The sequence below is a fragment of the Microvirga yunnanensis genome, assembly GCF_025460875.1.
Genome location: NZ_JAMXFI010000007.1, coordinates 83590 through 98450, shown reverse-complemented (window position 1 = coordinate 98450; position 14861 = coordinate 83590). Strand labels below are relative to the sequence as shown.

At 64.6% G+C, this 14861-nt stretch carries 15 protein-coding genes; 10 read left to right on the top strand and 5 right to left on the bottom strand.

The genetic code is table 11. From position 1 onward, the window contains the following. The first annotated feature begins 359 nt into the window (after window positions 1-359). The 5 genes from NF876_RS05760 (at window position 360) to NF876_RS43110 (ending at window position 3223) form a co-directional block, all read left to right on the top strand. Window positions 360-797: a DUF1489 family protein gene (locus NF876_RS05760; RefSeq protein WP_262267891.1), complete on the top strand. Its 438-nt coding sequence runs from the start codon at window positions 360-362 to the stop codon at window positions 795-797. Window positions 798-824: 27 nt separating this feature from the next. Further along, window positions 825-1085, top strand: coding sequence for a hypothetical protein (locus tag NF876_RS05755; RefSeq protein WP_262267890.1), 261 nt, complete (start codon window positions 825-827; stop codon window positions 1083-1085). Between the two features lie 80 nt (window positions 1086-1165). Then, window positions 1166-1522, top strand: a complete 357-nt coding sequence (locus NF876_RS05750; protein WP_262267889.1) for a hypothetical protein — start codon at window positions 1166-1168, stop codon at window positions 1520-1522. Window positions 1523-1722: 200 nt separating this feature from the next. Next, window positions 1723-2430, top strand: a complete 708-nt coding sequence (locus NF876_RS05745) for a glutathione S-transferase N-terminal domain-containing protein (protein ID WP_262267888.1) — start codon at window positions 1723-1725, stop codon at window positions 2428-2430. A gap of 82 nt (window positions 2431-2512) precedes the next feature. Then, on the top strand, window positions 2513-3223 hold the full coding sequence (locus NF876_RS43110; RefSeq protein ID WP_315975007.1) for a DnaJ domain-containing protein: 711 nt from the start codon (window positions 2513-2515) through the stop codon (window positions 3221-3223). Between the two features lie 79 nt (window positions 3224-3302). Here the strand turns inward: NF876_RS43110 and NF876_RS05735 are convergent, their stop codons facing one another. Next, window positions 3303-4901, bottom strand: a complete 1599-nt coding sequence (locus NF876_RS05735) for an SPOR domain-containing protein (RefSeq protein WP_262267887.1) — start codon at window positions 4899-4901, stop codon at window positions 3303-3305. Window positions 4902-5155: 254 nt separating this feature from the next. Between NF876_RS05735 and NF876_RS05730 the strand changes: the two genes are divergently transcribed. From NF876_RS05730 to NF876_RS05715, 4 genes are all read left to right on the top strand, one after another. Then, window positions 5156-5491: a phasin family protein gene (locus tag NF876_RS05730; protein ID WP_262267886.1), complete on the top strand. Its 336-nt coding sequence runs from the start codon at window positions 5156-5158 to the stop codon at window positions 5489-5491. Between the two features lie 290 nt (window positions 5492-5781). Then, a complete protein-coding gene (gene clpS / locus NF876_RS05725; RefSeq protein WP_262267922.1) occupies window positions 5782-6174 on the top strand; it encodes an ATP-dependent Clp protease adapter ClpS in 393 nt (130 codons plus the stop codon). 29 nt (window positions 6175-6203) lie between these two features. After that, entirely contained in the window at window positions 6204-8669 is a 2466-nt protein-coding gene (gene clpA / locus NF876_RS05720) for an ATP-dependent Clp protease ATP-binding subunit ClpA (RefSeq protein WP_262267885.1), read from the top strand. After that, window positions 8666-8917, top strand: a complete 252-nt coding sequence (locus NF876_RS05715) for a hypothetical protein (protein WP_262267884.1) — start codon at window positions 8666-8668, stop codon at window positions 8915-8917. Before clpA ends, NF876_RS05715 begins: the two co-directional genes overlap by 4 nt. Window positions 8918-8989: 72 nt before the next feature. Here the strand turns inward: NF876_RS05715 and NF876_RS05710 are convergent, their stop codons facing one another. Further along, a complete protein-coding gene (locus NF876_RS05710) occupies window positions 8990-10939 on the bottom strand; it encodes an HWE histidine kinase domain-containing protein (protein ID WP_262267883.1) in 1950 nt (649 codons plus the stop codon). 580 nt (window positions 10940-11519) lie between these two features. Here NF876_RS05710 and NF876_RS05705 point away from each other — a divergent pair. Further along, window positions 11520-12107: an NADPH-dependent FMN reductase gene (locus NF876_RS05705; RefSeq protein ID WP_262267882.1), complete on the top strand. Its 588-nt coding sequence runs from the start codon at window positions 11520-11522 to the stop codon at window positions 12105-12107. A gap of 246 nt (window positions 12108-12353) precedes the next feature. On the opposite strand, the gene NF876_RS05700 is transcribed toward NF876_RS05705, so the two are convergent. The 3 genes from NF876_RS05700 to NF876_RS05690 all read right to left on the bottom strand — a co-directional run bounded on the left by NF876_RS05700 (window position 12354) and on the right by NF876_RS05690 (window position 14825). Next, the gene (locus NF876_RS05700) at window positions 12354-13529 is read right to left on the bottom strand and encodes a GNAT family N-acetyltransferase (protein ID WP_262267881.1); all 1176 of its coding nucleotides are present in this window, start codon (window positions 13527-13529) and stop codon (window positions 12354-12356) included. 76 nt (window positions 13530-13605) lie between these two features. Further along, a complete protein-coding gene (locus tag NF876_RS05695) occupies window positions 13606-14358 on the bottom strand; it encodes a glycerophosphodiester phosphodiesterase family protein (protein ID WP_262267880.1) in 753 nt (250 codons plus the stop codon). Continuing rightward, complete coding sequence (locus tag NF876_RS05690) at window positions 14355-14825, bottom strand: RidA family protein (protein WP_262267879.1); 471 nt, start codon at window positions 14823-14825, stop codon at window positions 14355-14357. Before NF876_RS05690 ends, NF876_RS05695 begins: the two co-directional genes overlap by 4 nt. Window positions 14826-14861 lie beyond the last annotated feature (36 nt).

The window sequence follows — 14861 nt, the reverse complement described above, 5'->3', positions numbered from 1 at the left end:
AGGGTGACTATTGCAGTGGCGCGACCCTTCCCACGACCCTCCCCACGTCATGGCCGGGCTTGTGCCGGCCATCCCGATGCGGAAAAGCGCCGCGCCTCGAACAATCGGGATCACCGGGACAAGCCCGGTGATGACGGGGTGGTGGATCGGCCGAGCGATCAAGACAGGGGCCCGAACGGTGCGCCGCTCAAGGGCTCGAGCATCGTGCGGCCCTCCGGGTCCGCTCTCAACGATGCTCTCATCCAAGGAGAATGCATCGGATCCGATTTCGAAAGGGGAGGCCACCTTTCACGTCCGATTCTCTAGCCTGCGTCGCACCGCCGGATGACAAACCCGCGGGCGCATGGTTGAAAAGCGACATGGCACTGCACCTGATCAAACTCTGCGTCGGTTGTGACTCGATTACGGATCTCGAGGAGTGGATCGAGGAGAATCGTGCGCTCCATCGGCGGCTCGGGCGCGAGTACGAGCAGACGCACACGACCCGGATGGTGCCCAAACGGGTCGACGAACTGCTGGATGGCGGATCCCTGTTCTGGGTGATCAAAGGGCAGGTCGCGGCCCGTCAGAGGCTTCTGGACGTCCGGCCGTTCACGGATGCGGACGGAATCGGCCGCTGTCGCCTGGTGCTGGACTCGGCCGTCATCGCGGTCGAGCCCCGTCCGTTCCGGCCGTTTCAGGGCTGGCGATACCTGGTCGCGAAGGACGCCCCCCGTGACATCGACCTGAAAGCGGGCGATCTTGCCAGGATGCCCGAAGACATGCGGCGCGAGCTGGCCGAGCTGGGCCTGCTCTAACCTATGTGAATCCGTGGGGATGTCCTGATGAGGATCCAATCCGTCGCTGCCGTCATCCTGATCGCCGCGAGCAGTCCTGCCCTTGCGAAAGAGTGCCGCATGCCCGACCCGGCGCCGGGCGCCCGCCCGGAGCTGCCTCCCGAGTGCAGGGCGCGTCTCGAGGGCCGGCCCGTGAAGGCCGAAAAGCCCGATTCCGTCAGCGCGAACCAGGGCTTCATCGATCTGGGCAACGGAACCCAGGTGCGGCTCGGCGGTCGTGTCCGGACGGAAGTCATGGGACGCTATTGAACTTTTTTGCCGGGGATCTTCTTGGAACCCCGCCGGCTCGAACAGCATTGGCTCAGCAGTACAGTTGAGTGGAGGTTCCGATGCTGATGTGTGCATCCGAAGGCCGGCACTGGCGCTACGAAGTCTGCGAGCATGATGACGGCTATCTGGTCCAGATGCGCGACCTTGCCACCGGCGAGCTCGATGAGGAATTTTCCACCATCTTTCGCACCTTGCCCGTGGCCTTCGCGTATGCCGAGATGTCGGCCGCCTACGAGCGCTATGCCGCTTCGGAACTCGAACAGGCGGAAGACGAGCAGATCGAGATCGACGTGGAGACGACGGAGCGTCATTTCATCGACCTGAGCGATCGTCTGCACGATTCCGGCATCAATGGCATCGTGGTTCAGGCCTGGGAGCGGGAGAGCCAGCGCAGCCGAGCCGGCCTGCTGCACTGAATCCTGATCGGCTTCCGGTCCGGGTGCGTGTGCAAGCCGGGCCGCCCGCTCGAACGCATCGTGCGAACCCAGAGGGTCCGCCCCGAACGATTCGCCGCTTACGGGTTTGAGCATCGGATCCGCTCCCGAAAGTGGGTCCACTTTTGGGTCCGATGCTCTAGCATCCCTCCATCACGACTCACGCCGATGATGGAGTTCCCATGGCTGATCTTTCCTCCTTTCCGATCGCGACCCGCTGGCCTGCCCGGCAACCCGACCGGATCCAGCTCTATTCCACGCCGACGCCGAACGGGGTCAAGGTCTCGATCATGCTCGAGGAGACCGGCCTGGCGTACGAGCCTCATTTCATCAATATCGGCCAGAACGAGACCTGGACCCCCGAGTTCCTGTCCCTGAACCCCAACGGCAAGATCCCGTCCATCATCGATCCCGACGGACCCGGCGGTCGGCCGCTTGCCCTGTTCGAATCCGGCGCGATCCTGCTTTATCTCGCCGAGAAGACCGGCAAGTTCCTGCCATCGGATCCCGCGGGGCGGTATGAGACCGTCCAATGGGTGTTCTTCCAGATGGCGGCCGTCGGGCCGATGTTCGGTCAGCTGGGCTTCTTCCACAAGTTCGCCGGCCGGGAGATCGAGGACAAGCGTCCGCTTGAACGCTACCGCAACGAGTCGAAGCGCCTGCTCGGGGTCCTCGAAACGAGGCTCGAGGGGCGCGACTGGATCATGGGGGAGGATTACACCATTGCCGATATCGCGCTGCTCGGCTGGATCCGCAACCTGATCGGGTTCTACGGGGCCGGGGAACTCGTGGAGTTCGACACCCTGAAGCGTGTGCCGGCCTGGCTCGAACGTGGCTTGGCCCGGCCGGCGGTCCAGCGCGGCCTGGACATCCCCAAGCGGCCCGAATAGCCCTTCGCCGCAGGCACCATTCCCCGAACGGCAATTTACATCGGCCTCGTCCCGGCCCACATGTTGGGACGGGGAAAAAACGATGATGCTGCTTCTTGGAATCCTGGCGGTCGCGCTTCTGTGGTGGCTCGCCAAGTCTTATACGCTGACAGACCCTAAGTCCCTGGCCAGGGGTGCGAAAGCGGCGGCCGGCATTGCGGCGCTCGGTGCGGCCGTGCTCCTGGGCGTCAAGGGACGCTTCGACATGGCGCTCCTCCTCGGCGGCTTCGCCGCCTGGGCCTTGGGGTGGGGCGCCCTGAATCTCCCGGGGCCCTGGAGCAAGCTCCAGCAGGCGCGAGGCCGTTTTTCACGCATCCGGTCGGCCATGATCGAGATGGAGATCGACCACGCCACCGGGGCCGTGGAGGGCAGCATCCTGGTCGGGGCGTTCGCGGGGCGCCGCCTCTCCAGCCTCGACCCCGAGAGCCTGCGCCGTCTCTACGATGAATGCGGCGCCCACGACCCCCAGGGCGTGCCGCTCCTAGAGGCGTATTTTGATCGCCGGTTTGCCGGCTGGCGTGAAAACGCTCAGGGAGATCGCGACACGCGGACGCGCACCCAGGCGCATTCGGGCATAATGACGAAAGAGGAAGCCTATCAGATCCTGGGCCTTCAGCCGGGTGCGAGCCTCGACGAGATCCGAAAAGCGCACCGGACGCTGATGAAGAAACTCCATCCCGACCAGGGGGGGACGGCGTATCTCGCGGCTCGCGTGAACGAGGCGAGAGAAGTCCTGCTGGGCCGACATCGCTGATACTCCACGCGCGATCCGGTGTGTCTGGAAGCTGCGACGGCGCAGGAACGCACGCCGTCGCGAAGTTCGCTATGTTCGGTCAGCCACGTGCGGCGAAGCAGTTGATGCCGCCCTTCTTGAGCTGCTTGCAGGCATTGGCAGCATCGTTCGACTCGGAGAATCCGGAGAATCGGGCCCGGTACAGGGTGCTCCCGTCGACCGTCACCTTCTCGGTGAACGGGGAGGCCTTGCCCAGAACCTTGCCGAACCGGCTGCGAGCGGAGTCGAGCATGGCCTTGGCCTTGTCTTCATCGTCCGTCGCACCCAGCTGAACGACCCAGCCGGCAACGGCCTTCCGGGACTCGGGAGCCTCCGCCTTGGGAGCCTCAGGCTTGAGGGAGGCCGTCTTGGTCGCCGCGGAAGCGGCGGACGGTGCGGGTTCGGAAGCCTTCGCCTCGATCTTGGCCTGCAGAGCCGCCTTCTGGGATGCCGGGATCGGCGCGGATGTCGGAAGGGCCGCATAGGCCTGGGCGTTCAGCGGCAGGGGTTCCTGGCCCTTCTGCCACCGGACCGAGGAGGGCGTGGTGGTCGAGCTGGCCCCGGCAGCCGAGGCCACGACCGGCCGCAGCGTGTTCAGGTCGAGCGGCTTGCGGTCGGGGGCGGCCTGAAGCGTCGCGGCCTGAGGAGTCGAGGCTTGGGCGACCGGTGCCTGGGCAATGGCCGAGGCCACCTTGACGGGTGCTGCAACGGGGGCGGGCTCGACGGGACGCGGCGCCGGAGCCTCGGCCACCATGGCCGGCTGGTTCTCGACCACTGAAGGTGCGGTCCGGGCACCCGCATAGGCCCGCGGCAGATGATTCTCGATGAGCCCCGCCATCTTCTGGTCACGGGATGCGCCGGAGCGGCCGCCGAGCACCACGGCCACGATGCTGCGGGTGTCGGTGTTCACCGAGGTCAGAAGGTTGAAGCCGGACAGGCGGGTATAGCCGGTCTTGATCCCGTCGACGCCGTCGATCTTGCCGAGCAGCCGGTTGTGGCCGCGGATCGTGCGCTTGCCATACTGGAACGATTGAGTTTGGAAGTAGGCGAAGTACCGTGGGAACCGGTCCTGGATCGCGCGGCCGAGGATCGACAGGTCGCGGGCCGTCGTGATGTTCGGCGGCTCGTGCGGCAGACCGTGCGGATTGTAGAAGGACGACGAGCTCATGCCGAGCTCCCGCGCCTTGCGGGTCATCATCTGAGCGAAGGCGTCCTCCGAACCTGCGATATTCTCGGCGACCACGACGGAGACGTCGTTCGCCGAGAGGGTCACCATCGCCTTGATCGCGTCGTCGACCTCGATGGTCGAGCCGGGGCGGAGGCCGAGCTTGGTCGGCGGCTGGCTGGCGGCATAGGCGGAGACGGTCAGGGGGGTGTCGGCGCGCATGCGGCCGCGCTCGAGCTGCTCGAACAGGAGATAAAGGCTCATCACCTTCGTGAGGGATGCCGGGATGCGCGGTTCATCGACGTTCTCACCTTGGAGAATTTTGCCCGTCTTGGCATCGACGACGATGGAGGCGGAAAGGGGGCTGTAACCACCACCGGCCGGGCTGGCCTTGCGGCGTGCCGCGTCCGCCGGAGAAGCGACCGCGACGGCAAATGACGCAACGATACCAACAAGAGCCCATGTCTTTCGGCGTCCCATCCAAACCGAATTCATGCTGCAACAATCCCTGTTTCGTTTGGTTCTAGGCCCTTGCGCCCGGTTCTCTCGGAGGAACCGTTGCCGGCGCAACACATACCCTGACGGTAAGAGATTGCGGTTACGGGCCCGTTAACGGAGGAAAGGAGAAGAATCAGATTTTTGTGCATTGCACAATAAAACTTGACAGAATTTTGTGCGCTGCACATATTGACTTCGTTGGCTGACCAGCGCGCCAACCGTCATTTAACGCCTTATTGCCGAGGTTCACAATGCTTCAGCCGTTTACCCAGATTCAGAAGTTCGGCCAGGACAACCTGGATGCCACCGTGAAGGCGCTCGGTGCCTTCTCCAGCAACAGCCAGGCCATCGCAGCCGAGACGGCGGATTTCGCCCGCAAGTCCTTCGAGCAGACCTCGTCCACGGTCGAAAAGCTGCTCGGCGTGCAGACCCTCGACAAGGCTGTTGAAATCCAGACCGCCTTCGTCAAAGGCGCCTATGACAGCCTCGTGAGCCAGGCGGCCAGGATGAGCGCCCTCTATTCGGCCCTCGCGACGGAGACGATGAAGCCTTACGAAGGGCTCCTGTCCAAGGCGGCAGCCGCGTAACGAGCGGATCGAAAGGTCTTCTCCCATGAGGCGCCCGGGCTTGTCCCGGGCGTTTTGCGTTGGGCCAGGCATGCCTTCAGGGCTTGGCTTGCAGGGCTTGGCTTGCCAATGCGGCCGGTGGCGCGGGCATGGCCAAGATGTCGCTCTTTTCATCACGGCTGCGACCACCCATCTGGTTGATCTGGCAAACCGAATGGAGCGACTATACATTTGGCTTGATGCCGATCGCCCGGAACAGGACGGGCGGGAGGCCGAGGGCCGAAAACAGAAGAAGGGGCGGTCGTTCGAATATGCTGCGGTTAGCACAAGGTAGTTTGACCCTGTCGGAGACGCATCCGGTATCCGCTGCCGGCGGGGCACAGCCGCCTGGCGGCGACGACGGCGGTCGCTCGAACACGGCCATCATCACGAAAACCAAACCGCGCACGAAACGGCCGAACCTTTACCGCGTTCTTCTCTTGAACGACGATTACACCCCGATGGAGTTCGTGGTGCACGTGCTGGAACGGTTCTTCAACAAGAACCGCGAGGATGCGACCCGGATCATGTTGCACGTACACCAGAACGGCGTCGGGGAGTGTGGAGTTTTTACGTACGAAGTTGCCGAGACGAAGGTGACCCAGGTGATGGATTTCGCCCGGAAACATCAGCACCCTCTGCAATGTGTCATGGAAAAGAATTAGCCGAGCCCCGTCTCATAAAGGACAAGCCGTTGCCGAGCTTTTCTCGCAGTCTTGAACAAGCCCTTCACCGCGCTCTCGCTCTCGCAGGAGAGCGCCGCCATGAATACGCAACCCTCGAACACCTCCTCCTGGCCCTGATCGACGACCAGGATGCTGCGGCCGTCATGCGAGCCTGCAACGTCGATCTCGATGTTCTCCGGCGTAACCTAGTCGATTATGTCGACAGCGAACTGGCCAATCTGGTGGCCGACGGGCGTCAGGATTCGAAGCCTACCGCCGGGTTCCAGCGCGTGATCCAGCGGGCCGTGATCCATGTCCAGTCCTCCGGCCGCGACGAGGTGACCGGCGCCAACGTGCTCGTGGCGATTTTCGCCGAGCGCGAGAGCCACGCCGCCTATTTCCTGCAGGAGCAGGACATGACCCGCTACGACGCGGTCAACTACATCAGCCATGGCATCGCCAAGCGCCCCGGCCTCACGGAGAGCCGGTCTCCGCGCGGCTCCGAGGAGGAATCCTCGAGCGAGCGGCCGACGCAGGAGGAGGGTGACGCGCGCCAGAAGAAAAAGGGCGATGCTCTCGATGCTTACTGCGTCAATCTCAACAAGAAGGCGAAGGAGGGTCGGATCGACCCGCTGATCGGCCGCGAATCCGAGGTCCAGCGGACCATCCAGGTCCTGTGCCGCCGCCAGAAGAACAATCCGCTCCTAGTCGGCGACCCGGGCGTGGGCAAGACCGCCATCGCGGAGGGCCTTGCCCGCAAGATCGTCCAGGGGGAGGTCCCGGAGGTGCTCAAGGGAGCCACCGTGTTCGCCCTCGACATGGGGACCCTTCTGGCCGGAACCCGCTACCGGGGCGACTTCGAAGAGCGCCTGAAGCAGGTCATGAAGGAGATCGAGGCCCATCCGAACGCCATCATGTTCATCGATGAGATCCATACGGTGATCGGCGCTGGCGCCACCTCCGGCGGCGCCATGGACGCGTCGAACCTCCTGAAGCCCGCCCTGGCTCAGGGCAGCCTCCGCTGCATCGGCTCGACCACCTACAAGGAATACCGCCAGTATTTCGAGAAGGACCGGGCCCTCGTCCGCCGCTTCCAGAAGATCGACGTCAACGAGCCGTCCGTGCCCGATGCGATCGAGATCGTGAAAGGCCTGAAGCCCTATTTCGAGGACTTCCACAAGCTCAAATACACCAACGACGCCGTGAAGGCGGCGGTCGAGCTGTCGGCCCGCTACATCAACGACCGCAAGCTGCCGGACAAGGCGATCGACGTGATCGACGAGACCGGCGCGTCCCAGATGCTCCTGCCCGAAGGCCGCCGCAAGAAGACCATCGGCATCAAGGAGATCGAGGCCACCATCGCCACCATGGCCCGGATCCCGCCCAAGACCGTGTCGAAGGACGACGCCGAGGTGCTCGCGCACCTGCAGGATACCCTGAAGCGGGTCGTCTACGGCCAGGACAAGGCCATCGAGGCCCTGTCCTCGGCGATCAAGCTGGCCCGGGCCGGCCTGCGCGACGCGGAGAAGCCCATCGGCTCCTACCTGTTCGCCGGCCCGACCGGTGTCGGCAAGACCGAAGTGGCCAAGCAGCTGGCGGCCTCGCTGGGGGTGGAGCTCCTGCGCTTCGACATGTCGGAGTACATGGAGCGCCACACGGTCAGCCGCCTCATCGGTGCGCCTCCCGGCTATGTGGGCTTCGACCAGGGCGGTCTGCTGACCGATGGCGTCGACCAGCACCCGCATTGCGTGCTCCTGCTCGACGAGATCGAGAAGGCGCACCCGGATCTGTTCAACATCCTGCTCCAGGTCATGGATCACGGGAAGCTGACGGATCACAATGGCAAGCAGGTCGACTTCCGCAACGTGATCATCATCATGACCACGAATGCGGGCGCCGCCGACATGGCCCGTCCGGCCTATGGCTTCACTCGCTCCAAGCGTGAAGGTGACGATACGGAAGCGATCAACAAGCTGTTCACGCCCGAGTTCCGCAACCGTCTCGATGCCGTCATTTCCTTCGCCCACCTGCCTAAGGAAGTGGTCCAGAAGGTGGTCGAGAAGTTCGTCATGCAGCTCGACGCGCAGCTGGCCGACCGCAACGTGTCGATCGAACTCACGGACGATGCCCGGGACTGGCTGGTCGAGCATGGCTACGACGAGGCCATGGGGGCTCGCCCGATGGGCCGCCTGATCCAGTCGACGATCAAGACGCCCCTGGCGGACGAGGTTCTGTTCGGACGCCTCAAGAACGGCGGAGCCGTCCGCGTGGTGGTCAAGACGGACGAGATCGGCCTCCAGAGCCTCGGCTTCGAGTATGTCGAGGGTCCGGTCAAGCCGAAGCCCGAGAAGGACGTCACCAACGCGGCCAAGAAGAAGCCCAAGGCCAAGTCGGCTGCTTCGAAGACGAAAAAGGCCGTGAAACCGAAGGGATCCGATGGTAATGGAGGCGGAGGTGTCCGCACCGTTCCGAAAGTTCCGTTGGTTCGAGCATGACGAGTGAGATTCACGAGGGACCCCTCGAGGCGTCCCGGACCTATGACGCTCCGGCGAAGCTGTCCTGGCGCGAGAAGCGCTACCAGCGTCGGCGCCGGCGCGTCTGGTTCGAGGAAGTTCTGGGTTGGATTCTCGTGCCGGTGATCCTGCTCGGCTGCTATTGGCTGCTGAACCTCGGCCTGAACGCGGTCGGCACATCGCCGGCTGCGATCATGGAAGGGATCGAGGCGATCATCTCCAGCCTGTGAGATCCATCGCCTGAGACTTCTTACGTAGAAAGCCGCACCGGCCCACAGCCGGTGCGGCTTTTCCGTTGGCGCTCACGCAAAGGCGGCTTCGACCGTGCAGATGATCCCGGCCGGAGCGAACGTGATCTGGGCCTCGCCGTTGAGATCCTGCGCCAGGCTCCGCTCGATCAGGCGGGTGCCGAAGCCGCGCCGCCGCGGAGCTTTCACCGGCGGGCCGCCGGTTTCGGTCCAGCTGAAGCGCAGGCGCTTCTCACCATTCTGCTCGACCAGCCATACCACGCGCACCTCGCCCGAGGCGTTGGAGAGAGCGCCGTATTTCACCGCGTTGGTCGCCAGTTCCTGCAGGGCCATCGCGATGGCGAGCGCCATCCGGGGCGAGAGGCGGACATCCGGGCCCTCCACGTGCAGCCGGTTCTCGCGCTCGTGGCGGTAGGGAGCCAGCGCTTCCCGCACGATCTCGACCAGTCCGGCTCCCTCCCAGTTCTCACGCGTGAGCACGTCGTGGGCGCGGGAGAGCGCCAGCAGGCGCGCTTCCATGGCCGAGCGGGCCGCTTCCGCGGTTTCCGCATTGCGCAGGCTCTGGGAGGCGATGGATTGCACGGTCGCCAGGGTGTTCTTCACCCTGTGATTCAGCTCGTTGATGAGAAGCTCCCGATGCTCCTCGGCCTTCTTCCGCTCCGTAATGTCAACGCAGACGCCCGGGAACCGAATGGGCTGACCGGCCGCCCTGTAGCAACGTCCCTGGGCGAAGACCCAATGCACCTGCCGGTTCTTGTCGATGGTGCGGTACTCGGCGGCCAGGGTCCGACCCGTCTCGACCGCGTCCCGGATCAGGTCTCCGATCCGCCCGATGTCGCTCGGATGAATGCCTTTGAGGAAGCTGGCGAGCGGGGCGCCCCTGGCGGCGGCTTCCGGGTCGACGCCGTAGAGCGTGGCGAAGCGCTCGTCCGCATAGACGAGATCGGACTGGATGTCCCAGTCCCAGGTTCCCACGACACTCGACGCCTCGAGGGCGAGCTGAAGGCGCTCTTCGCTCTTGCGCAGGGCGGCTTCCGACCGGATGCGCTCGATGGCGTCCCAGGTTCGCTCGGCGACGTCCTCGATGAGCTTGACTTCGCTCTCGCTCCAGAGGCGCGGCTCCCGGTTGTGAACGTAGAGGGCCGCGACCATGCGCCCGCGTTTGATCAGGCTGACGGTGACCACGGAGGCGAACTCGAGATAGGCGAAAGCGGCCAGGTGCTCGGGCGAATTGGTCCGCGGGTCGGCGGCGGCGTCATGGACGATCAGGGTTTCACCGCGCTTGAGGGCGCTATGAATCTCCGGGCCGAATGACGCCAGATCGTGCGTCCCGGTCCGGTGCTCGACCGTTCCGTCCGTCCAGTTCCGCTCCGTGGTGAAGTAGCGGGCCGTCTCCTCCACCTCTCCATAGCCGACGCGGCTGGTTTGCAGGTGCTCGCCAAGCATCACCTGGGCGGCCGTGATGACATCGAGCGGCTCGTTCAGCCCGCGCAGGCGGTCGCTCAGGCGGACCAGAAATCCCAAGCGCCGTTCGCCCTGGACCTTCGCGGTCGTGTCGTGGACGATACACAGGATGCCGCCGACGCCGCCGGTCTCGTCGTGGATCGGGCTGTAGGAGAACGTCCACCACGTCTGCTCGGGATATCCATTACGCTCGATGGTGATCGGCAGATCTTCGAAATAGCTCGCCTGGCCCAGGAGGGCTCGTTGGGCCATCGGGCCGACCGTGCCCCATGCCTCGGCCCAGACATCCCGAAAGGAGCGCCCGAGGGCCTCGGGCTTCGATCCCAGCATCGGAGCATAGGCATCGTTGTAGAAGCTCGTCAGATCGCGCCCCCACGCCATGTAGGTCGGAAACTTGGAGTGCAGGATCATGCTGACGGCCGTGCGCAGGGAATGCGGCCAGGTTTCGATCGATCCGACCGGTGTGGCCGACCACGCGTGGCCGCGGATGCGCTCGCCCATGACCCCGTCGCTGGAGAGGAAGACATGCGGAGGTTTCACATGTTCCTGCATCAAGGATGCTCACGGGTGACGCAGGCGGAACAAGGGCTCATGAAAATCTGGAATGTCAGCGGGACGTCGTGTGGTCCATAGTGGACATATGAACCGATGTCCTGCTTTTTCTAGACGGGCGGTCGAGACCGGGTGACGCAACTTCGGGCGGGATCGGCAGCCTTTCCTCGGTTCGACGCGCCGGGTCCCGAACCCTGACGCATCGTGTGGGCCCTCTGGGTCCGCCCCGAACGATGCGCCGCTTCAGGACGGGGCATCGGACAATCGGGATGGCCGGCAAGAGGCGAATGATGACCGGCCGGCCATGACGTGGGAGGGTGTCGGCACCGGCCCTCACCACCTTCTCCACGTCATCACCGGGGCAAGCCCGGTGAACGCGATCGGAAGACCGCCGAGCGCATCGGGCGGACGAAAGCGGGCCGCACTCGACGGTGCGCCGGCCAAGAGTGGAGCATCGGACGGGAGAAGTGGGTCCACTTTTCCCGTCCGATGCTCTAGCGTCCCAAGGAAGAGCCCCACGGGAGCGGCCCGCTCCGGGGCGCGAAGTCAGACAGCGGAAGAGGTCAATGTGACGAAACTGATCGGCATTTCGGGAAGCCTGCGCCAAGCTTCGTACAATTCCGCTCTGCTGCGGAACGCCGCCGGCCTGATGCCCGAGGGCGCGGAGCTGGTCGTCGAGACCATCCGCGGGATCCCGCTCTACGACGGGGATGTGGAAATCCAGGACGGCATTCCGGCCAGGGTGACCGAGCTGAAGGACGCCATCGCGGCTGCGGACGGCCTTCTCCTCGTCACGCCCGAATACAACAACTCGATCCCCGGGGTGTTCAAGAACGCCATCGACTGGCTCTCCAGGCCGGACTCGGACATCAAGCGCGTCTTCGGCGGCAGGCCGGTGGCGGTCATCGGCGCGTCGCCGGGCGGGTTCGGCACGATTCTGTCCCAGGACGCGTGGCTCCCGGTCCTGCGGACGCTCAGAGCGGATTTCTGGGCCGGGGGACGGCTGATGGTGTCGCGGGCTCAGACGGTCTTCAACCAGGACGGCAGCTTCGCCGACCAGAAGGTCGAGGACCAGCTCCGCAAATTCCTCGAGGGGTTCACCGCGTACGCGACGGCGGCAGGGCGAAACGCGAAGGTGTCCCGAGCCGGCGGCTAAAGCATCGGACGTGAAAAGTGGACTTGCACTTTTGGGATCCATCCGATGCTTTCTTCTTGAATGAGAGCATCGGTCAGAACGGACCCAGCGGGCCGCGCCAGCGAAAACCGGATCTACTTTTCGCTGACGCGGCCCTCTGGGTCCGTCCGATGCTCTAGAGCTGCTTCCACTCACGTGGAATCACCTCTCTTCTTGGCTATGCCGCATTTTTGACGGCGAACCGGATCCACTTCGCCGAAATAGGCTCTAATCCTCTTCGCGGTGCCGGAACGGCGTGGCCGCCGCCAGTTCGCCGGCAGCTTCGGAGACGTAGAGACGCTCCTGATCGAGATAGGCCTGAACGGCCCGGCGCAGGGAGGGGTCCGCGATGTCGTGCGCGGAGGATGTGATGACGGGCTTGTAGCCCCGGGCGAGCTTGTGCTCGCCCTGGGCTCCGGCCTCGACGCGATCCAGCCCGCGCGCAATGGCGAAATCGATGGCCTGATAGTAGCAGACCTCGAAATGCAGGAAGGGATGGTCCTCGATGCACCCCCAGTTGCGTCCATAGAGCCGCCTGTCGCCGACGAAGTTGATCGCCCCGGCGATGTGCCGCCCGTTGCGCTTGGCCATGACGAGGAGAATGCGGTCGGCCATCCGTTCGCCGACCAGGGAGAAGAAGCGGCGGTTGAGATAGGGGCGGCCCCACTTGCGGGAGCCGGTGTCCATGTAGAAGGCGAAGAAGGCGTCCCAGTGCGCCTCCGTGATATCCTTTCCGGTCACCCACTCGACGGAAATGCCGTTCGCAAGGGCGTCGCGCCTCTCGCGCCGGATCGCCTTCCGCTTGCGGGAGGCCAACGCACCGAGAAAATCGTCGAAGCTGCCGTAGCCTTCATTGAACCAATGGAACTGCTGATCGTCCCGCCGAAGAAATTCTTCGGACGTGAGAGCCTCGAGATCGGTCTCCTGCAGGAAGGTCGCGTGGATGGAGGAGGCGCCTGTCTGGTCGCGCACGGCCCTCAGGCCGGCGATCAGGGCGGAGCGGATCTCCGACGAGCGCGGTCCGTTCCCGGCGAGCAGGCGGGGGCCGGTGACCGGCGTGAACGGAACGGCCACCTGGAGCTTCGGGTAATAGCGGCCCCCGGCCCGGGCATAGGCATCGGCCCAGGCATGATCGAAGACGTACTCGCCCATGGAATGGGACTTGAGATAGCACGGCGCGGCGCCCAGCAGCCTATCGGACTCGTCCTCGATGAGGACATGAACCGGCGCCCACCCGGACCGTCCGCCGACGCAGCCGGAATCCTCCAGGGCGGACAGGAAGGCGTGAGACAGGAAGGGGTTGAACGGGTCGTCGTCGCCGGAGCCCGTGTCGAGCGCGCAGGCGTCCCAGTCGGCAGCCGGGACAAGCTTCAGGCCTGGTGCGATTTTGGCTTGGAAGGTCACTGGGTCGAAGGATCCCGCCGTCAGGCATTAAGAGCTAGTGTCTCGGCGGGATCCTGGCAACCGTTGCGGCAATGCGTCAGGGCAGGAAGCCCTCGAAGACCATCTGGTCGGCGTGCTTCTCGGCCCGGGCACGGTCCTCCGGCGTCCGCACCGTCCAGGTCATCACGGGCAGGTTGCCCAGGATCCGGCTGAGATGGGTCGAAGCACACGGAATGTCCTTCACCCGCCAGGACAGGAAGTGCGGCTGCGTGTCCGAGAAGTGCAGAAGATTGACCATCCGGTGCTTCATCTCGGGGGTCAGGAAGCTGTCGGCCTTCGAGGCATATTCCAGCTCTCCGATGAATCCGCGCGTGATGTTCGGAGCATTCGCCCGCACATAGGCCACGATATCCGGATCGAACGACTTCACCACGAAGGGGCCGCCGTAATCCGCCAGGATCTCGATGACCCGTTTGGTCAGGCGCATGTCGCCGTTGAACTTGCTCTTGACCTCGATCACCAGCGGCGTGCGGCCGGCGATCGTGGCGAGATAGTCGGTGAACGCCGGGATCCTGTCCCCGCGCCTGGCGCCGGCGATGGCGATGGCGCTCAGGTCGGAGAGCCTGCGCTCCGCGACCAGCCCCGTCTGACCGGTCAGGCGGTCGAGCTCGAAATCGTGGAACACGATGGCTTCGTTGTCGGCGGTCAGCTGAACGTCGAGCTCGATGGGGAAACCACGCTCAATCGCGGCTTCCGCCGCCGAGACCGTGTTCTCGATGACGCCTTCCGCCTTGTTGTGGAGGCCGCGATGGGCGATGGGCTTCGCGACGAGCCAGCTCGGGGTGCTCATTGGACTTCAAACATCCCTTCGACTTCGACACAGGCGTCGAGCGGCAGCTCGGCGACCCCGATGGTGGAACGGGCATGGCGACCGGCATCGCCCAGAACCTCGACCATCAGGTCGGAGGCGCCGTTCATCACGGGAGCAAGGGCCGCAAAGGTCGGCACGGCATTGATGAAGCCGCCGAGGCGGACGCAGCGCGTGACCTTGTCGAGGTCGCCCACGGCGGCCTTGAGCTGCGCGAGCAGATTGATTGCGCAGAGCCGCGCCGCCTCCTGGCCGATTTCGGGAGAGATCTCGGCGCCGAGCTTGCCCTTGTGCGCATCGGACAGCTTGCCGTCCAGCCCGAGGCAGAGCTGCCCGGAGATGACAATCAGGTTTCCGGTCCTGACGAATGGGACGTAATTCGCGACGGGCGCGGCGGGAGTCGGGAGCGTGATCCCCAGATCCTGAAGCTTCTTGTCGACTGCACTCATGGGAGCCTCGATTTGTGACATCATCCGGACGGAGTA